Genomic DNA, 19,463 nt, shown 5'->3' with positions numbered 1-19,463 from the left:
GAAAAAACTACAACGACGCACAAGCTGGAATTCATGCTTGTGGTCGCAAGCGATGTGGTTTTTTGGCTGGGCGTCTGGAGAAACTGACATTTTTCAAGAAAGGGATTTGAGATTAGCAGGATGGATATTTTTGTCACGGGAGAAAAATCAAAAGGACAAATTCTATCCAAACGGATTCTTTTGAAGCAGAGTGACCCGGCGAACGAGCGAAAGGCCTGAACGCGAGCCCCTGGCGTTCATTGAAGACGACGTCAACATGGCTCGACATCGGGTGAATGTGATTCAATGATGCGGGAGCATGAACCTGCCTGTACTCGAAGTCACTGATCTCACTTTCCGCCGCGGCCGCCCGATCCTGAAAGGGATCTCATGGAGGGTGGAGGCGGGCGAGCACTGGTGCATCCTGGGGCCGAACGGGTGCGGGAAGACGTCGCTGATCAACCTGATCACGGGCTATGACAGTGCGACGGGCGGGAGCCTGAGGATCGGGGAGAGTGTGTTTGGGGATGATGACTGGCGGGAGGTGAGGCGAAGGGTGGGGCTGGTGACGAACACGCTGACGACGTACCTGGAGAGCGGGGAGCCGGTGATCGATGTGATCTCAAGCGGGAGGGAGGCGAAGCTGAACCTGATCGAGGAGCCGCCGGCGGCGGTGCGGCGGGAGGCTGCACGGCTGCTGAAGCAGGTGGGGTGCGAGTACCTGAAGGAGGCGGTGTGGGGGCCGCTCTCGCAGGGTGAGAAGCAGAAGGTGCTGATCTGCCGTGCGCTGATGGCGAAATTTCAAGTGCTGATCCTGGACGAGCCGTGCGCGGGGCTGGACCCGGTGGCGCGGGAGAACTACCTGAGGTGGATGGAGTCGCTGGCGGTGCAGCCGGACTCCCCTTCCCTGGTGATGGTGACGCACCATGTGGAGGAGATCCTGCCGAGCATCACGCACTGCCTGCTGCTGAAGGACGGGCAGGTGCATGCGGCGGGGACGAAGGAGGAGGTGCTGAACAGCCGGAACCTGAGCGAGATTTATGGGGCTCCGCTGAAGCTTGGGAGGCGCAAGGGACGTTACTGGCTGCATCTTGCCTGACTCCAGCCATGAAACGATGCTTCACCGCCCTGCTGATCCTGACGGTTTTCACCCACGGGGCGGAGGTGGTGTTTGAGCGGGTGCCTGAGGGCGGGGTGCAGCCGCAGGTGGCGGCCACGAGCGCCGGCACCCTGCATCTGGTGTATCTGAAGGGGGACCCGCGGGGTGGCGATGTACGCCATGCGGTGAAAAAAAGAGGGGCTGCCGGGTGGAGCGCGCCTGCCACGCTGAACAGCACGCCGGGGACGGCGGTGGCTGCGGGAACGATCCGGGGGGCGCAGATGGCTGTGGGCCGGGACGACTCCCTGCATGTGGTGTGGAACGGCCCGGGCGGCAAAAACGTGCCTGCGCCTCTTTATTACTCCCGGTCTCTGAACGGCGGGGCGAGCTTTGAAACGCAGCGTGACCTGCGCGCGGACACGCAGGCTCTGGATGGCGGGGCATCGGTGGCGGCGAGCGCGAAGGGGGAGGTCTTTGTGGTCTGGCACGGGGCGCCTGCAGGAGCGGAGCCCGGGGAGATGCACCGGCGGGTGTTCATTCTGAAATCGGGCGACAATGGCGGCAGCTTCTCCAAGCCGGTGGTCGCGAATGCCGATGATCCGGGGGTGTGTGCGTGCTGCTCTCTGAAGGCGTTTGTGAGCCCGGGCGGGGAACTGCTGACGCTGTACCGTGCGGCGCGCAGCCCGGGGCAGCGGGACATCACGCTGATGACATCACGGGATGGCGGGGGGACTTTTGAGCACCGAAACGTGGGGCCGTGGGCGATCCAGGCGTGCCCGATGAGCAGCGCGAGTGTGGTGGCGGCGGGGAGGAAAACGCGGGCGGCGTGGGAGGCGGAGGGCAAGGTGTACACGGCGCTGCTGGATGAGAGCTCGGCGGCGCTGGCGGTGTCTGAGGACAAGGCGAGGCACCCTGCCCTGGCGGTGAATGCGCGGGGTGAGACGCTGATCACGTGGAGCGTGGGGACGGGATGGCAGAGAGGCGGGCAGCTGGGCTGGCTGGTGCTGGATGCTGCCGGCAAGGCGACAGGCGAGCGCGGCATGAAGCCGGGGGTTCCGGTCTGGGGCTTCAGCGCGGCGTATGCGGAGGGCGACCGGTTTGTGATTCTCTACTAACAAATAACAGCCATGCGCACGGTCTTCCTCCTTTGCTGTGTGTTTGCCGCTTCTTTGAGGGCGCAGAGTCCGAGCGGCCTCTTCACGCTGCTGCACACGAAGCCTTTTGTGGCGGAGGTGACGAGCGTGAGCAGCAGCGCGGGAGGCTTCAAGCTGGCGCTGCGGGCGGATGATGGGGCTGAGAGCAGCTATGAGTACCGCAGCTCGAACCCGACGAGGGAGCAGCAGTTTGTGGCGCAGCTCAAGGAGCACCGGCGCTACGCCTTTCCGCAGTGCCTGATGGATTTCCTGGGGCTGGATGAGACGGTGAGGCTGGTGCGCATCCTGCCGAGGACTGCCTCATTGATGCCCACCGCGCCCAGTGTGCCGAGCGGGCTGATGGATCTGGGGCGCGAGCATCCCTTCCGTGCGACGGTGCTGGACGCAGGGCTGGGTGAAAAGAGCTGCGCGATGGTGCTGATGGGGGCGGATTCGCGGCTGTATCTGGCGAGCGGGCCGTACCCGAGCGATGTGGCCCCAAAGGTGGCCGAGAGGCTGAAGCGCGGGGAGACGTATGAGTTTCCTGCGGCGCTGGAGGATGTGCTGCTTTCCGAAGATCAACGCGCGGCGAGGGCGCGGCCGAAATCGGCTGAGATCGCGGTGCTGGGGCGGTACATCGGGGCCTGGAGCGGGACGGTGGAGGGGGATGCGACTGCGAGGGTGCAGATGAACTGCCACTGGCTGGCGGATGGCACGGGCATCTGGCGGGAGCTGCACTTTGCCCGTGAGGGCGCGGAGGAATCGCCCACGGTGGACATTGCGCGCATCCTCTATCATTCGGGCGCGAAGGCGTATGTGAGCGCGGATCCTGCGGCGGGCGGTGCCACGGCGCTGACGAGCACGTGGGATGAGGCGACGCGGACTTTCACCTCGGTGCTGCCCGCGCCAGAGAGCGGACAGACGCGGATCAACACGGCGACCTTTACGACGGAGGCGCGGATCGACTGGAAAACGGTGACGCGGGATGCGAGCGGCAAAGTGATGGCGACGAAGCGCGGGAGCTATGTGCGCACGGCCAGGAAGGTGCCGCCGGTGAAACTGCCGGCGGCGGCGCCGAAGGTCGCGCTGGAGTCGCAGCCTGCCGGAGGAAATGGCAGCTATACGGCGATGAGCAGCACCACGGGCATGCTTTCGATGGTCACAGCAGGGCAGCAGAAGGTGGTGGCACCGCGTGCGCTGATGGAGCCTGTGATCGACACGGATCTTTTCAAAATGCGCGAGCTGCCGCCGTTTCGTGGGAGGGTGACGCACCTTGAATTCAACGCGGACTCGATCAGAGCGACGGTGGAGCGGGTGGATCAGCGGCAGGTGAAGATCCACCACACGCGTGATGCGGACTGGGATGAGGCGGTGAAGATGGCGAAGCGGCTGAGGCCGGGCACGATGCATGAGTTTCCAGCGGCGCTGGCGGAGGGGTACCAGCCGCCGGCGGAGGGATCTGTGGCACTGCCGAGCACGGATGCGATGCGGGCGCTTTCGGCCTTCATCGGCGAATGGAGCATGCACTGGACGGCGGGACCGGGCCGGGACCGGAATGACAAGATCACGGTGAACTACTTCTGGAGCCATGACGGCACGGGGCTGTGGCGGGAGGTGCATCTGCCGGAGGGCATCCGCACGGGCTCCGGCACGGGCGGTGCGGCGCAGGGGGATGCGAGGCCTTATGTGGAGGCGTCTCTCACGACGTATGATCCGGCGACGCAGAAGTATTCTGAGACCTACTCCTCCTCACCCAAGGGGGACGGAAGTGTGGACGTGGAGTGGGATGCGAAAACGCAGACGTATTCGCTGCTGATGAAGGCGGCGCCATCGGCTGCCGGCCTGCAGAACCGCGGCATGCGGCGGATTGTTTCGCCGGAGAGGATCGAGTTTCACACGAAGACGATGACGGCTGATGGGAACGTGCTGAGTGAGAGCGGCGGGTATTACAGGAGGATCGGGCCTTGATTCCGAAAAGCGGGCGTGGAGAGAATGACAAAAGGCTTGTCATTTTTTCCGCCACCTGATAATTCGGGCGGATTCCATGAGCACGCCCAGCAAGCCTCTCCGCCAGCCCGGCCTGATCGTTTACCTGTGCGGGCTGGCCACTTCGGCGCTGGTGCTGTGGGGGGTGCAGGTGGCGAATGAGAACGGTGAGAACATCATGGGCTGGTATGCGAACGGGATCATCCCTGCGGGGGCGTTTCTGGTGGGGATCGCGAGCGGCGTGGGGTATGCGGTGGGGTCGCGGCTGCTGCAGGTGAAGCTGAGCAAGGCGTTTGTGTTTGGGATGATCACGACGGCCATTGTGGATTACTTTGCGGCGCACTACCTCACGTATCTGAATGTGATTGAGCTGCATCACATCCCGGCGGAGCGCTACGGCTTCATCGACTACTTCCGGGAGATCAGCGAAGGCATGGCCTTCAAGGACAAGCACTCCGGCGAGCCGGGGAGCCCGCTGGGGATGTGGGGCTATGTTTACAAGGTGCTGGAGATCGGGGGCTACTCGGTGGGGGCTATGTTCCCTTCCCTGATGGTGTTTGGGATGCCGTACTGCAAGGGCTGCCAGCAGTACCTGAAGAAGCACCGCACGGGGTACCTGCATGCGCCTGAGCCGTGGAGCGTGGTGAAGAAGCTGAAGAAGAAGGAACGCCTCGCCGCGCTGCAGGCGTCGATCAAAGACCTGATTGGACGCGCGAATGAGTTCACCGGGCCGATTGCTGCTGCGCCGCTGGCGGAGACGGAGGCGGCACTGGCGACGCTGGATCAGACGATCAACAAGGATGCTGCTGCGCGCATCACCTACACTTTGAAGAAGTGTCCGAGGTGTGATGCGCACCATCTGGAACTGAGCCTGTTTAATTACACGGAGGACAAGAAGGTGGCGAACTCGAACGTGGCGAAGATTGACAAGACGAAGGTGGTCGCTGCCGATTCAACGGAAGCGGCGGCGGCTTAAGGGGGATCGCTGATGCAGACTTGGGTGAGGGAGGTGGGGCGAGATGAGATGTCTTGGGTATGAACGCGGAGGCAGGGACTGCGAGATCAAGCGCCTCTTTGGTGGGCGCGCATGCTTCGATTTAGCATTCCACCACCATGCTTCATGTTATGAATGGCGCACATAATGACTGGCATGAATGGCACTCGGTTAAGCGCATGGATTTGTGGGATGGGGAAGGCTGGCCACTTCAGCAAGCCGTGCTTTTGGAGTGCGGTCGCGCAACGACGAAGGAGTGAAGCTACCGCTTTCGAGGGGTTCACGGCAGGCGTGGGAGCTGGGGCTGGCGGGGGCGTCACCGGCTGCCGCTTTCGGGTATGTGCTGGCAGGCGGAGTCTCCGAGCACGACCAAAGCGGTAGCTGCGTTCGTTCCTCACTCCGCGACCGCACTCCATATCGGAGGCTGCAGTGCGCTCTATGGCATGCGTGGCCAAAACGCCGCCAGCCAGACCTGCAAAATGAACGGCACCCCGCCTTGAACGAGCGCCATTCTTGCCTGGCATGTTTTGTGGGTGGAGCGAGGCATCAGGGATGTTCGCCCAGAGGCCGACAGAATGTCGGCGCTCCCAGGACAGAGGGCTGAGGCGCGAGTTTTGAGAGGAGATGGGGAAAGCCGAGGGGGCTGAGGGGCGTTGGTTCGGGGATGAAACGATTTTTGCTGTGCCTGATGTTTGTGAGTCCCCTGCCCTCGGCTGAGCGGCCTGGGGTGACGGTGCCGCGCCAGACGAGCGGTGATGCTGCGGTGCAGCCGAAGTGGGAGGAGGGGCTGAGGATCACGGTGGGGGTGAAGGATGCGGACATCGTGGGGAGTGACCAGCGGGCGATCCAGGCGGCGGTGGACTCTGTGGCACGAATGGGCGGCGGGACGGTGCACATCCAGGCGGGGACGTACCGGCTGCGGAATGCGGTGTATTTGCAGTCGGGGGTGAACCTGACGGGCGAGGGCGAGAAGACGGTGCTGATCAAAGAGCCGTCTGTGATGACGCCGCTGAAGCTGGACAGTGACTGGTATGACCAGGAGATCACGCTGCACGATGCGAGCGGATTTCGCGTGGGGGACGGGGTGTGCCTGCGGGCGAAGGATGCGAAGACGGGACGGCAGACGGTGATCAAGCGGACGCTGGTGGCGAGGAGCGGCAACCGCTTCAAGCTGGACAAGGCGCTGCGTGAGAACCTGTGGCAGATGAACGAGGCGACGTGCGCGACGCTGTTTCCGCTGCTGAGCGGTGAATTGGTGAACGATGTGAGGATCGAGAATCTGGTGCTGGACGGCAACCGTGAGCACAATGCGGAGCTGGATGGCAACTATGCGGGCTGCATTTTTCTGCAGGACTGCAACCGTGTGCACATGAGCGGGGTGACGGCGCGGAACAACCACGGGGACGGGATCAGCTGGCAGATCTGCCATGATGTGGTGGTGGAAAACTGCGTGAGCGAAAACAACAGCGGGCTGGGTTTGCACCCGGGGAGCGGATCGCAGCGGCCGATCATCCGCAACAGCACGCTGCGTGGGAATGACATCGGGATTTTCTTCTGCTGGGGCGTGAAGTATGGGCTGGCGGAGGGGAACCGGATCGAGGGGAACCGCGTTGGGGTTTCGATCGGCCATCGGGACACGGACAATCTGGTGACGGGGAACACGATCCGGGGCAGCAAGGTGAACGGGCTGCTCTTCCGCCCGGAACGGGGGCCGGACTTTGCGGGGCATCGCAACCGGATCGAGAAGAACCGCTTCATCGACAACGCGCCGGAAGGCGGGGCGGTGATCGACATCCAGGGTGGGACGGAGGCGATCACGATCAGCGGGAACGAGTTTACGGAGACGCGGGGCGGGAAGGCGCGTGTGACGGTGAAGCAGGGGCCGGAGACGAAGGGGATCGTGATTGAAGGGAGCCGGAGCGAGGGGTTTTAGCTAGCTGCGTGCATGCGCAGAGGTTTGAAACTAAACCCACACGTGTGAGGCAGCCGCGATGTGAGGGAAGGCAGGAACCGACGCGGATTGGGTTGGAGAAAGAAGAGCTGCTGCGACGAAACGAAAGTCGGCTTGGCTTTGGGAGATTGCCCGATCACGCGGCTCTTTGGTCGGCGCGAATTCTTCATTTTTGCTTTGGAATCCAATGCTTTATGACATTCATGACGTACATAATGCCTGGCATTTTTTCTTACGCAGTGGATGGCTTGAAGACCCACTATGCCCGGATGCCAGGGGCTTTACTTCACTTTGCAGGTTTAATCAGCGTGGGCAGTGCAATTGGATGATACTTCCTCACGAAGTCAGCATAGAATGCCAGCGCTTCCTCAATGGTCGGATCTAACTCTTCTCGGGTCTTTCCCGTCTCCAAATGATACCATATCCATCCAGTTGTTGAGTTGTGGAAGTAGCGATTCGTGACATCGAGATCGCGAAGGATTTTCAGATTATCAACTTCCTTGTGATCCTCATCATGCTTTATCCCCTCTTGATGCATTCCAATGTTCTGTGTGGCAATCTGGCGTGGGAAGTCCTGGCGCTTGATCTCATCGAATGCAGTTCCGTTTTGATCTATCCTGCAGTAAGCGAACTGAGTCAGTCCCTCAGTGAGATTGATTTGTTTATAGATTAAATAGAGAGCGCCCTTCCAAGATCGCAGACTGACGGGATGCTGTAGGTCATAGTATCCAGCTTGACCCCTGTGATAAGCCCCCGCCCAATAGACTGTCTTGCCATTCCACTGGCAACGAAACCATGCCCGTCCTTCTTGGCCTTCAATGCGGAGCCATTCGCCAGGTGCAACTTCGACTTCGCCATTCCAGTTTGCGGTAGGCCTGTTACCCCCGCAGCCCGTCAAGTAGGCCAAGCAGATGAATGCAGCAGTGAACAGCCAGTGTAGAGTTCTCATCGAAGCAATGTTGATTTTTTCACCGTCTGATAGCCTTGAATTTATCTTGCGTACATAATGCCTGGCATTTTTTCTCTTTTTCTCAACAGCAAACGAAGGACCGTAGTCATAAAGATGAAAAGCATTGGGAGGCGGGAACCGTTAAGACTGATCCTGTAACCGGAACGGTGCTAATAAATAAATACGGACGGCCTCGACTTCAGAGCGACAAATCCAAGGTTGATTATGAATAATCGTCAGAAAGAAACCCGCCGTCTAACAGCACTTCCTCTTTACCTTAAAGAGCTTTCCACGTTGGTGGGGAGAATCGTGCATGAAAGCGAATTATCGCCATTTACACAAATGGAAATTGTTCGTGAAAAGCTACGCTCCGTATCGAAGGGGTCTTGTCGTTCAGTCACTCTGCCATTCGAAGCGCGAACGGGAGTTGAGTTTGCTCAAATAATTGATCAACTTAGGAGGCTTAATTCTTCGTCGATCTACTTGTGGCCGAGCCGCGCAAATGAATGCGGGCTTTTAGAGGTCGCTGATTTGAATCAGATTAAATTCTCCTTTCCGTTCGACCTTAATCCAGACGGTATTTTAGTTGTAGCCACTTCGGATGGCAACGATTCGATGTTGCTGGAATGGAGCGATGATGAGCGTGGCGTGAGGATGCTTGAAGTTGAGTTCCGAGGTCCGAATTGGAGCAAACCCCAAATTGAAATTGAACCACGCCCCAAGCAATAACGTTGCGGTGGAGCCAGGTCAGCCAGCTTGTGAGAACGCCCGGAACGAACCCGCCGGAGAGTGGCGACGAACGCGGAGGCGTTGAATTGAACGTATCCGTCATCCATGCCCCCGTCGCAACGGTCTTGATTGTGCCGGTCCAACTACATCGGCAGGACGGCTGACTGAGCCAGCGCCTGGCGCAGCGATGCCTGCTCCGTGGCCCAGGCCTTGAGCGTGAGCCGGAGTGCATAATGCCTGGCATTTTTTCCGACCGCAAACGCGGTGGATGGCTCGTGGGTTCATTTTTCATTGCCCTTAATGACTATTTCGTGCGGAAATCTGTCAATATCGAAATGGTCGATCACCATTATGGTGTTGCCGTCTATCAAAATAGTTACGTCCCAAACTTTTGCAAAATCCCCCCATATTTTCCTGAGTGAAACCGAGTCTTCACTATGCGAAATCCCAAATTTCCCAACACGCCCCGTTGCAATCACCACCCTTAATTCTTTTGCCAGATACCTAGCACTATTAATTTCAAGTTCCGGAAGTTTTCTTTGCATTACTTCTTGCAAGGCAAAACAAGATAGAAAGAAATCGTCTTCATTGATATTGAATGGATTAAAAACTATCGAATCAAACGCCGACGCTAGCGTGTACTTCTCATCCGCCGAGGTTTTTTGAGAACAATATGACAGATCTAGGATAAGCATTGTCAAAACAGCTAACTTAAACCCAAGATTACTTATTGTTTTCATGCACTTATTTTGCGTTGTATTCCGACCTCAGATGACGCACACAATGACTGGCATTTTTTTCTCGTGGGTTCACAATTTCATCCACCGATTGATTGCATAAACTTAGCCAAAACATTCCAGTCACCTTGATGCGTTGCGGCGAATTTTTCTGGTGAAAATTTGATGTACTCAATTCGTTCTATATTCCATTAATAGCACAGGAGTTCGATTTTAAACTCTCTCAACATCTGAGGAATGTTATGCACATGATTTGCTTCACATCTTACTGCATCAACATTGGATGCGTTGTCTCTGATGAGAAGAATTGAACGCTCCAAAATTGACATGAGCGCAAGCTTTGCGTTTTGTTCGGCATTCATCAATAAGCAGCCAGCTTTGCATAATGCCTGGCATTTTTCTTGATTTCATTATTTCAAATAGGCTGGCGCGTCCCGCGCTATTGGTTGGCGCGTGGTTCATTCTGGATGCAGAATCGAGGTCAATTACTTTAATCTCCACCGATTTGTATGGTGACTTAGGCATTTTTGCAAATATCGAATGGTATCAACCATGCTTCCGTTAGGAATCTTGCTTTTAGCAAAACGGATAACCGTGACAGTTTTCGCAATCGAGACGACGCCCTCAAAAGGCAGATTCGTTAACACAAGCGGTCCATCTTTCGTAGTGGCCCGGTCCATGACTGGCCGAAGGCTGCCCTGCCCGCTTCACCTGAGGTGGCGCGGCGCGGTGGAAATGTGAGTTTGCGAGCTTCGTGATGAACTTTGGGGGTTCATGGCGTTTGTTTGGGCTCTGTCTTTTTCCCCACCATGAAATCCAAGCTGCTGCTCCTTGCCGTTCTCGCTTCGTCCCTTGTCCGTGCTGAGGACAGCCGGGTGCAGGCGCCGAAGGATCTGAACGGGTACTTTCCGTTTAATCCGCCGTCTTCGCTGAGCGAGTGGGAGGCACGAAGGGAGCAGGTGCGGAAGCAGATCCTGGTGGCGGAGGGGCTGTGGCCGATGCCGACGAAGACGCCGCTGAATGCGGTGGTGCATGGGAAGGTGGAGGGGGATGGCTTCACGGTGGAGAAGGTGTACTTTGAGAGTGCGCCGGGATTTTTTGTGACGGGGAGCCTGTGGAAGCCGAAGGTGATCAAGGGGAAGGTGCCGGGGGTGATGTTTGCGCACGGTCACTGGAAGGATGCACGGCTGTCGCTGGCGGAGCCGGACAAGCTGCGCGCGGAGATCGCCACGGGTGGGGAGCGCTTTGAGCGGGGCGGGAAGAGCATTTTTCAGTCGCTGTGCGTGCAGCTGGCGCGGATGGGCTGCGTGGTGTGGCAGTGGGACATGCTGAGCGATTCGGACTCGGTGCAGATCCCGCGTGAGATCGTGCACACGTTTGCGAAGCAGCGGCCGGAGATGAACACGACGGAGAACTGGGGGCTGTACAGCCCGCAGGCGGAGGCGCACCTGCAGTCGATCATGGGGCTGCAGACGTGGAACGCGGTGCGGGGGCTGGATTTCCTGCTGTCTTTGCCGGAGGTGGACCCGGAGCGCACGGCGATCACGGGGGCGAGCGGCGGGGGCACGCAGACGATGCTGCTGGCGGCGATCGATGACCGGATCAAGCTCTCCTTTCCGTGTGTGATGGTGAGCACGGCGATGCAGGGGGGCTGCACGTGCGAGAACACGTCGCTGCTGCGGATCGGGACGGGGAATGTGGAGTTTGCGGGGCTGTTTGCGCCGAAGCCGCAGGGGATGAACACGGCGAATGACTGGACGAAGGAGATGGCGACGAAGGGTTTTCCTGACCTGCAGAAGCTGTACACGACCTACGGTGCGAAGGACAATGTGTTCCTGCTGCGGGGGGAGCACTTCCCGCACAACTACAATGCGGTGACGCGCTCGGCGTTTTACACGTTTGTGAACAAGCACTTCAAGCTGGGCTTCCCTGCCCCGGTGATCGAGCAGGACTATGAGCCGCTGACGCGGGAGCAGCTGACGGTGTGGGATGAGAAGCACCCTGCGCCGAAGGCGGGTGATGCGGAGTTTGAGCGGAAGCTGCTGAAGTACCTGGCGACGGATGCGGAGAAGGTGCTGCGTGAGGCGGACGCGAAGGTGCTGCGCGAGGGGATCGAAGTGGTGACAGGCCGGACGTATGACAAGGCGGGCGAGGTGGAGTGGACGCTGAAGGACAAGCAGGACCGTGGCGACCACCTGGAAATGACGGGGACGCTGACGAACAAGACGTACAACGAGGAGGTGAGCGTGGCGTGGCTGTACCCGAAGGCGTGGAACGGGCGTGTGGTGGTCTGGCTGGATGACGCGGGCAAGTCCGGCATCTCGGGGAACAAGGAGGTGAAGGAGCTGGTGGCCGGCGGTGCGGCGGTGCTGGGGGCGGACCTGCTTTTCCAGGGGAGCGAACTGGCAAAGCAGAACCGGCTGGTGGCGAATCCGCGTGAGTTTGCGGGATACACGTACGGGTATAACAACGCGCTGTACGCGCAGCGTGTGCATGATGTGCTGACGCTGACGACCTTTCTGCGAAACACGAAGGTGGGCAGCCACCCGAGCCCGAAGACGGTGTGTGTGGCGGCGTTTGGGGAGCAGACGGGGCCCATCGCGGTGGCGGCACGTGCGCTGGCGGGGAGCGCGATCGACCGCGCGGCCGTGGACACCCATGGCTTCCGGTTTGGCAAGCTGCTGGACTACCGTGACCCAATGTTCCTGCCGGGTGGTGCGAAATACCAGGACCTGCCGGGGATGATGGCGCTGCAGGCCGGGCTGCCGCAGTGGGTGAAGGGCGAAGGCCAGGAGCCGAAGGGCACGGCGGTGAAGTGGCTGCTGGAGTAGAGCAGGCCTGGATCAGGCCCACTCCACGCGGACAAACTCGGGCGCGGAGCCCGCCCATGGCGCAGGGGTGGTGTCGGTGTCGCCGGGGAGTGTGTGGCGGGCGCAGAGGCCGAGCTGGTCGATCTGCGCCCAGCTTTGGGGGGAAGATCCGTCGCGGCTGGTGAAGTCCCTGAGCTCCAGGGCGAGGGTCTGCGGCTCTGCGGAGCCGGTGATCTCGCGCCTGCAGACGTAGGTTTTGCGCGGGCCGCGATAGCTGCGCCATTCGTTTTCCTCGACGACGAAGGCCATGCGGTTTGTCTTTGGCATCCTGAGGGTGATGGCGAGCCTGGCGCCTGCGGGGCCGCGCCAGAGGGGATCGGTGACTTTGCGGGTCCACATCTGCTGATGGGAGGTGTTGCCCTGATTGAGGACGTACCAGTCGCGCAGGCCGTGGCTGAAGTCGTCGATGAGGCGGGTGGGCTGTGCGGTGAGGGGCACCTGGGATTTTTGCAGTTCTTCCGCGCTGCGGGTGTGGAGGAGGGTGCTGATGCAGACCTCTGTGACAGGCGTGCCGTAGCCGCCGAGCACGGAGAGCGAGACGGGCTGAGGCAGGGTGAAGTACACATTGGCAAAGGCGTGCAGGGCGGACTCGCGCGCATGCAGGGGGAGCCGGGCGGTGAAGCCGCCGCCTGGCTGGGGGGTGACGTCTGCGCTGCGCCAGAAGCGGGCGCGGGGGTCGTCATCGATGGAGTAGAAGATCTCGCAGCGTGCCACGGGCCAGGGGTGTGCAGCGGGCTGCACCTGCAGGGCGGGTGCGGGTGTGAGGAGGAGCTGGCTCTGAGGTGTGGCGGGCAGCGGGGGGCCGCCTTTGAGGTGGTGGTCAAACCACAGGGGCATGGTGACGGCGACGGCCGGGGTGAGGCGGTGATTGAGGTGCGGGGCCCAGCTGTAACGTGTGGGCTGGGGGATGAGCGCATTGGTGCGGTAGACGTCGTCCATCCAGCCATGGAAGTCATTGGTACCGCTGCGGTGGAGGACCGGGCAGGCGATGCGGGGGGCGTAGCTTTCAAAGCTGAGGGTTTTGCGGAAGAGCTCCACGTCCCCCTTCACGGCGTCCTGGGGGTCTGACTTCACGCCGCCAAAGACATGCGGCTGCCAGCGCCAGCCCTGGCCGCCGACGGCAGGCACGGCGGCCTTTACGCGCGAGTCTGTGCCGGCGACATACATGGTGAGGTTTCCGCCCATGGAGTAGCCGTGCACGCCGAGGCGTGCGGAGTCCACGCCGGGCTGCTGCGCGAGGAAGGTGAGGCCACGGCGGCAGCCGAGTGCCAGAAGATACCAGTTGTTGTTTTTCGGGTGCTCGCGGTCCTCGAAGAGCTGCTTTGGACCGGGCAGGATGGAGGCATAGCCGGGGACGTTGAGCTGGGTGGGGTCCACGGCGCCCCAGTCGGTATTGGGATCGCCAGGCAGGGCTTTTTCACACGAGTTGAAGGGGGGCTTTCCGGTGCCGCTGCCGCCCCAGTTGACAGAGAGGGCGGCGTAACCGCGCGAGACGAGGAGCCTGACCTCCGCGACGGAGCCGCGCTGGCCGCCGCCGTGGATGTGCATGACGGCGGGCAAGAGGCCCTGAGCCTGATGCGGAAAGCCATAGACGGCGGACATGAAGGCCTTGGTGCCTTTGAAGGTGCCGATGAGGTAGCAGACATGGCGGAGGATGGCGCCGTCTTCCGACCACTCGCGGATGACCTCGGACTCGAGCGGGTCTTTGAGCGGGTCAAAGTCCGCCCAGAGCTCTGCCACGGACTGAGGGACGGCGGGGTCTGCGGCGTGGGCAGGCAGCACGAAAGCGGGAATGGCGGCGGCGCTGGAAAGGAGAAAACGGCGGCGGCCGGAGGTGAAGTCTGGGGGATGCATGCGTGAGGTGGAGAGTACGCGGATGCGGCGGAAACTTTCCACGGAAGATGGTGGGAGGGTGCGCCGGGGGAGGAAAGGAGTTGCGCGGGGCGACTATTTGGTTATTTTGCCAAATAACCAACCGATTGACCATGCCCGCGAGCAAAACCGTCTCAAACAAACGAACCGCCGTGATCAAGGCGCTGGCGCACCCTTCCCGGCTGCTGATCGCGGAGGCGCTGATGGACGGGGAGATGTGCGTGTGCGACCTGAAGGAGCTGGTGGGCGCGGACATGTCCACGGTGTCCAAGCACCTGAGCATGATGCGCCAGGCCGGGGTGCTGGTGTCTGAGAAGCGGGGGCTGAACATTTATTACCGGCTGGCGTGCGACTGCCTGGGGGATTTCCTGCGCTGCCTGGACCAGCTGGCGCCGAAGAAGGCCACCACCAAACCCTGCTGCTAACTGCTTTTTCCTACCATGAACATCACCGAATTTCTCACCCACCTGAACTCGAATGCGGCCAAGCCGCTGCTGTTTGTGCTGCCGGACGGCGGCATGATCCCGGCGCACTACCACGTCACGGAAGTGGGGCATGTGATGAAGAACTTCATCGACTGCGGCGGCACGCGGCGGACGCTGGAGACCTGCCTGCTGCAGACGTGGGTGCATGATGATGTGGAGCACCGGCTGCTGTGCGGCAAGCTGGCGGCGATCTTTGAACGTGCGGACGATGTGCTGCCGCACCACAACCTGCCGGTGGAGATCGAATACGAGGACGGGGTGGTGGCGCAGTTTCCGGTGGAGCGTGCGGAGGTGATCGACGGTGCGCTGGCGTTTCACCTGGGGCTGAAGCACACGGACTGCCTGGCGCGGGGGATCTGCCTGCCGGGCGAGTGTGCGCCTGCGCCGAAAGCGGAGGCGGCGGCCTCCTGCTGCACGCCGGGCTCCAAATGCTGCTGAGACCTCCCTATGAAGAGACAACGCCTTGCTGAATTTCTGGGTACTTTCGCGCTCGTCTTTGCGGGCACGGGGGCGATCGTGATCAATGGCGCAAGCCACGGGGCCATCGGGCATGCGGGGATCGCGCTGACCTTCGGGCTGGTGGTGATGGCGATGATTCACACCTTTGGCGATGTGAGCGGGGCACACCTAAACCCTGCGGTGACGCTGGCGTTTGCGGTGGCACGGCGCTTTGCGTGGCGGGATGTGCCGGGGTATCTCGGTGCGCAGATGGGCGGGGCGCTGGCTGCGAGCATTTTGCTGAACGGGCTGTATCCGCATGATGCCACGCTGGGGGCCACGCTGCCTGCGGGGTCTGAGATGCAGAGCTTTGTGCTGGAGCTGGTGCTGACGGCGATGCTGATGCTGACGATTTTGAGCGTGTCCACGGGTGCGAAGGAAAAAGGCATCACGGCGGGCATCACCATCGGCGGAGTCGTGGCGCTGGAGGCGATGTTTGCAGGACCGGCGTGCGGCGCCTCGATGAATCCTGCGCGGTCGCTCGCGCCTGCGCTGATCTCAGGGCACACGGAGCATCTGTGGATTTACCTCGTGGCGCCCGTGCTCGGGGCGCTGGTGGCGGTGCCGCTGTGCAGCCAGCTCCAGGCCAAAGGCTGCTGCGATGGCCAGTGCGGGCCAGGCCCGTCCGCGTAAAGATTTGAAAAAAACATCCGACACAACCGATTCACTCCCATGAAGACCATCCAAGTCTATGATCCGCCCATGTGCTGCTCCACGGGCATCTGCGGGCCTGACATTGATCCTGATCTGGTGAACTTTGCGGCGATGCTCTCGCAACTGGGCGCCCATCAGGTGAAGATCGAGCGCTACAACCTGGGGCAGCAGCCGATGGCGTTTGCGCAAAATGAGGCGGTGAAAGCGATCCTGGAAAAAGAGGGGACGGAGGCTCTGCCGCTGATTTTCTGGGATGGCGAGCTGCATCTGCAGGGCCGGTACCCAACGAAGGCGGAACGGCCCGCGTGGTTCATCGCCGCGCTCGGCACCAAGGGGGCAGCATCATGAACCTGCCACTCTACCGGCCGACTGCGGCAGAGAGCACCCGCTTCCTGTTTTTCACCGGGAAAGGCGGGGTGGGCAAGACCTCGCTCTCGTGCGCAACGGCGCTGGTGCTGGCCGAGGTCGGCAGGCGTGTGCTGCTGGTGAGCACCGACCCGGCGTCCAATCTGGACGAGGTGCTGGGCACGCGGCTGAGCAACCGGCCGACGGCCATTCCCGGGGTGCCGGGACTGAGTGCGCTGAACATCAACCCGAGCGAAGCGGCGGCGGCGTACCGGGAGCGGCTGATCGGGCCCATGCGGGGGCTGCTGCCTGCGGCGGCGCTGCGGAGCATGGAGGAGCAGCTGTCCGGCTCGTGCACGGTGGAGATCGCGGCATTTGACGAATTTTCCGCGTTCATCGGGAATCCTGACGCGGCGCGGGAGTACGATCATGTGATCTTTGACACCGCCCCCACGGGCCACACGCTGAGGCTGATGAGTCTGGCGAAGGCGTGGGACCAGTTTCTGGACAGCAACACGAGCGGCACCTCGTGCCTGGGGCCGCTGGCGGGCCTGGAAAAGCAGCGTGAAATCTATGCCGCGACAGTGAGCACGCTGGCGGATGCCGCAGCGACGACGCTGGTGCTGGTGAGCCGTCCGCAGCATGCGGCGCTGAGGGAGGCGGAGCGGACCTCGCGTGAACTGCGCGCGATCGGCGTGGGGAACCAATGCCTGGTGATCAATGGCACCTTCACCACCGCCTGCACGACGGATGAGGTGGCGCAGGCGATGCAGCAGCGAGGGCGGGCGGCGCTGGAGAAATCTGCCGGATTCATCGAGAGCATGCCGAGCTTTGTCGTGCCGCTGCGCTCCATCAACATCCTGGGTGTGGACGGACTGCGCGTGCTGATGAACGGCGATGACTCCGCACGTGCCGACGCAGGAGGCGCCGCCGTGGGAGCGGAGCACGGGTGGAGCCCGCCGCCGATGGAGAGCCTGGCCGATCTGGTGACCGACCTGGAGAAGCAGGGGCACGGCGTGATCATGACGATGGGCAAAGGCGGCGTGGGCAAGACCACGGTGGCTGCAGCGGTGGCCGTGATGCTGGCGCAGCGCGGGCATGCGGTGCACCTGAGCACCACCGACCCGGCCGCGCATGTGGCGCAGACATTGGCCGGCCAGGTGCCGGGCCTGAGCCTGAGCAAGATCGACCCGGCGGCCGAGACGGCCGCGTACACGCAGGAGGTGATGGCCGCGCAGGGCGCCCAGATGGATGAGGCGGGGCGCTCGCTGCTGGAGGAAGATCTGCGCTCTCCGTGCACGGAGGAGATCGCGGTCTTCCGCGCGTTTGCGCGTGAAGTGGGGCAAGGGACAAGGCGATTTGTGGTGCTGGACACGGCACCGACGGGACACACGCTGCTGCTGCTGGATGCGAGCGAGGCCTACCAGCGCGAGCTGGAGCGGCAGGCGCGGAGCACGCAGCCGGAGGAGGTGCTGCGGCTGCTGGAGCACCTGCGAGATGCTGAGTTTACCCGCATCCTGCTCGTGACGCTGCCGGAGGCCACGCCTGTGCATGAGGCGGCCGCGTTGCAGGCGGACCTGCGGCGGGCGCGGATCGAGCCCTATGCGTGGGTGATCAACCAAAGCCTGCTGAACAGCGGCTCCGGCGATGCGCTGCTGCAGCGCCGTGAAGAGGCGGAGCACCGTTACCTGAGCGAAGTCGCCACGGAGCAGGCCCGCCGCACCGCCTGGCTGCCGTGGCAGCCGGAGGAGCCTGTGGGACCAGAGGCGCTGGCGCACCTGGGCAGCGCCAGACTCGCGGTGCAGGCCTGAGCTTCTTTTGTTTTACAACTCTCCATCCATTTACCCAAACAACTCCCCCATGAACAAACCTACCATCCTCATTCTCTGCACGGGCAACTCGTGCCGCTCCCACCTTGCCGAAGGCATCCTGCGCCGTGCGCTGGGAGAGGGCTACACGGTGGCGAGCGCGGGGTCGAAGCCTGCGGGCTACGTGCATCCTCTTGGCATCAAGGCGATGGCGGAGATCGGCATCGACATTTCCGGCCACCATTCGAAGCACTTGAGCGAGTTTTTGAACCAGGAGATCGAAACGGTGATCACGGTGTGCGGGAACGCGGACCAGGCGTGCCCGATGTTTCCGGGCCAGGTGAACCGGCACCACTGGGGCTTTGACGACCCTGCGCATGCGACGGGTACGGAGGAGGAGCAGATGGAGGTCTTTCGCCGGGTGCGCGATGAGATCCGCGAGGTGTTTGAGTCCTATGCGTCCGGCAGGAAGAACCAGGCTGCGATGGCGGCCAAGGCGGCACCGCTGGCTGCGCTGGCGTACAGCGACGGGCATGCGGACGAGCAGAAGATGAAGTGAGGTGACCGCGGGCTCAGCGGGCTGCCGGTGCGGGCGATGGGAAAACGGGCAGCACCGGCCTGCCCTGGGCGGGAGCGGGTGCCTGGACGGGGATGTGGAGGGGCAACGGGGGCTCCACGGTGCTGACTTTGACAGTGGGAGAGGCTGGAGGAGTGCGCTTTGCAGAGGGCAGCGGAGGAAGCTGCCCGCCTTTGGCTGCGGGTGCGGGCTTTGAGGTGGCCATGCGGCTGGTCTCGGCAGCGGCGAGCTGGCTGAGGTAGGCGGCGTCGTAGGTGAGCGAGGCGACCTGAGAGCCCTGCGAGATCTCCACGCGGCACTCGGCACGACGGCTGGTGAGGTGGACGGAGATGAGGCGCAGGCCTGAGGGTGAGGGATGGTCTTTGCGGAGGGGGGTGCGCTCACCGGTGCGGACATTGACGATGACGACGGTGGGGCTTTCCGCAGCGCCGTAGTGCGCGCCGATGGCGAGGTCTCTGGCGAAGGAGTCCTGGGCGAGGAGGGACGCGGCGGTTTTGAGCGTGAAGGGATTTTTGCTCCAGCCTGCCTCATAGCGCGAGGCGGGATACGCCTGGGGCGGGGTGAAGACGGCGGGCTCCTGCGCGCGAAGAGGCGCCGCTGCGTGCATGGCGAGCAGCAGGCAAAAGATGCCGTGTGCAGGCATGAAGCGAGGAGAAAGGACTGGGGCTAGGAGGTGAAGCACGCACATGACCTATGCAGCATGGATGAGACGGCGAGTGTGACATCTTTTTCGCCGAGGAGCGTTTGACAAAACGCGGCAGGGCCTGCGGAAGGGCGGACGAGTGCAACCATACTGT

General features: G+C 61.8%; 17 protein-coding genes. 13 read left to right on the top strand and 4 right to left on the bottom strand.

Annotation, left to right across the window (positions count from 1 at the left end; translation table 11 throughout):
• Nucleotides 1–298 precede the first annotated feature (298 nt).
• From ACZ5WW_RS01510 to ACZ5WW_RS01490, 5 genes are all read left to right on the top strand, one after another.
• Entirely contained in the window at nt 299–1,078 is a 780-nt protein-coding gene (locus tag ACZ5WW_RS01510) for an ABC transporter ATP-binding protein (RefSeq protein WP_377169330.1), read from the top strand.
• A gap of 8 nt (nt 1,079–1,086) precedes the next feature.
• Entirely contained in the window at nt 1,087–2,193 is a 1,107-nt protein-coding gene (locus ACZ5WW_RS01505; protein WP_377169328.1) for a sialidase family protein, read from the top strand.
• A 12-nt stretch (nt 2,194–2,205) separates the two neighbouring features.
• The gene (locus ACZ5WW_RS01500) at nt 2,206–4,179 is read left to right on the top strand and encodes a hypothetical protein (RefSeq protein ID WP_377169326.1); all 1,974 of its coding nucleotides are present in this window, start codon (nt 2,206–2,208) and stop codon (nt 4,177–4,179) included.
• A gap of 76 nt (nt 4,180–4,255) precedes the next feature.
• Nucleotides 4,256–5,173, top strand: a complete 918-nt coding sequence (locus ACZ5WW_RS01495) for a hypothetical protein (RefSeq protein ID WP_377169324.1) — start codon at nt 4,256–4,258, stop codon at nt 5,171–5,173.
• A gap of 682 nt (nt 5,174–5,855) precedes the next feature.
• Nucleotides 5,856–7,124 (top strand): right-handed parallel beta-helix repeat-containing protein, encoded by a 1,269-nt coding sequence (locus ACZ5WW_RS01490; protein ID WP_377169322.1) that lies wholly within the window; start codon nt 5,856–5,858, stop codon nt 7,122–7,124.
• A 304-nt stretch (nt 7,125–7,428) separates the two neighbouring features.
• Here ACZ5WW_RS01490 and ACZ5WW_RS01485 read toward each other — a convergent pair whose 3' ends face one another.
• The gene (locus tag ACZ5WW_RS01485; protein WP_377169320.1) at nt 7,429–8,091 is read right to left on the bottom strand and encodes a hypothetical protein; all 663 of its coding nucleotides are present in this window, start codon (nt 8,089–8,091) and stop codon (nt 7,429–7,431) included.
• A 225-nt stretch (nt 8,092–8,316) separates the two neighbouring features.
• Here ACZ5WW_RS01485 and ACZ5WW_RS01480 point away from each other — a divergent pair, with 225 nt between their 5' ends.
• Complete coding sequence (locus ACZ5WW_RS01480) at nt 8,317–8,820, top strand: hypothetical protein (RefSeq protein ID WP_377169318.1); 504 nt, start codon at nt 8,317–8,319, stop codon at nt 8,818–8,820.
• Between the two features lie 281 nt (nt 8,821–9,101).
• Here the strand turns inward: ACZ5WW_RS01480 and ACZ5WW_RS01475 are convergent, their stop codons facing one another.
• The gene (locus tag ACZ5WW_RS01475) at nt 9,102–9,560 is read right to left on the bottom strand and encodes a hypothetical protein (RefSeq protein ID WP_377169316.1); all 459 of its coding nucleotides are present in this window, start codon (nt 9,558–9,560) and stop codon (nt 9,102–9,104) included.
• An 806-nt stretch (nt 9,561–10,366) separates the two neighbouring features.
• On the opposite strand from ACZ5WW_RS01475, the gene ACZ5WW_RS01470 reads away from it, so the two are divergent.
• Nucleotides 10,367–12,388, top strand: coding sequence for an alpha/beta hydrolase family protein (locus tag ACZ5WW_RS01470; RefSeq protein ID WP_377169314.1), 2,022 nt, complete (start codon nt 10,367–10,369; stop codon nt 12,386–12,388).
• Between the two features lie 12 nt (nt 12,389–12,400).
• Here the strand turns inward: ACZ5WW_RS01470 and ACZ5WW_RS01465 are convergent, their stop codons facing one another.
• Entirely contained in the window at nt 12,401–14,281 is a 1,881-nt protein-coding gene (locus tag ACZ5WW_RS01465) for an alpha/beta hydrolase family protein (RefSeq protein ID WP_377169312.1), read from the bottom strand.
• A gap of 131 nt (nt 14,282–14,412) precedes the next feature.
• On the opposite strand from ACZ5WW_RS01465, the gene ACZ5WW_RS01460 reads away from it, so the two are divergent.
• Genes ACZ5WW_RS01460 through ACZ5WW_RS01435 form a run of 6 tightly spaced genes read left to right on the top strand, consistent with a single transcriptional unit; the run spans nt 14,413 to nt 18,648 of the window.
• The gene (locus tag ACZ5WW_RS01460; RefSeq protein ID WP_377169310.1) at nt 14,413–14,724 is read left to right on the top strand and encodes an ArsR/SmtB family transcription factor; all 312 of its coding nucleotides are present in this window, start codon (nt 14,413–14,415) and stop codon (nt 14,722–14,724) included.
• A 15-nt stretch (nt 14,725–14,739) separates the two neighbouring features.
• Complete coding sequence (locus ACZ5WW_RS01455; RefSeq protein WP_377169308.1) at nt 14,740–15,222, top strand: DUF6428 family protein; 483 nt, start codon at nt 14,740–14,742, stop codon at nt 15,220–15,222.
• 9 nt (nt 15,223–15,231) lie between these two features.
• The gene (locus ACZ5WW_RS01450; RefSeq protein ID WP_377169306.1) at nt 15,232–15,915 is read left to right on the top strand and encodes an MIP/aquaporin family protein; all 684 of its coding nucleotides are present in this window, start codon (nt 15,232–15,234) and stop codon (nt 15,913–15,915) included.
• Nucleotides 15,916–15,954: 39 nt separating this feature from the next.
• Nucleotides 15,955–16,284, top strand: a complete 330-nt coding sequence (gene arsD, locus ACZ5WW_RS01445; RefSeq protein WP_377169304.1) for an arsenite efflux transporter metallochaperone ArsD — start codon at nt 15,955–15,957, stop codon at nt 16,282–16,284.
• Nucleotides 16,281–18,092 (top strand): arsenical pump-driving ATPase, encoded by a 1,812-nt coding sequence (gene arsA, locus ACZ5WW_RS01440; RefSeq protein WP_377169302.1) that lies wholly within the window; start codon nt 16,281–16,283, stop codon nt 18,090–18,092. Before arsD ends, arsA begins: the two co-directional genes overlap by 4 nt.
• A gap of 49 nt (nt 18,093–18,141) precedes the next feature.
• Nucleotides 18,142–18,648 (top strand): arsenate reductase ArsC, encoded by a 507-nt coding sequence (locus ACZ5WW_RS01435; protein ID WP_377169300.1) that lies wholly within the window; start codon nt 18,142–18,144, stop codon nt 18,646–18,648.
• 13 nt (nt 18,649–18,661) lie between these two features.
• On the opposite strand, the gene ACZ5WW_RS01430 is transcribed toward ACZ5WW_RS01435, so the two are convergent.
• Nucleotides 18,662–19,309 carry a hypothetical protein gene (locus ACZ5WW_RS01430; protein WP_377169298.1) on the bottom strand — a complete coding sequence of 216 codons (648 nt, stop codon included), beginning with the start codon at nt 19,307–19,309 and terminating at the stop codon, nt 18,662–18,664.
• Nucleotides 19,310–19,463: the final 154 nt, after the last annotated feature.

The sequence above is a fragment of the Prosthecobacter fluviatilis genome, assembly GCF_055388355.1.
Note: the sequence above shows the minus strand (reverse complement) of the source record. Positions and strands in the feature narration are given on the sequence as shown.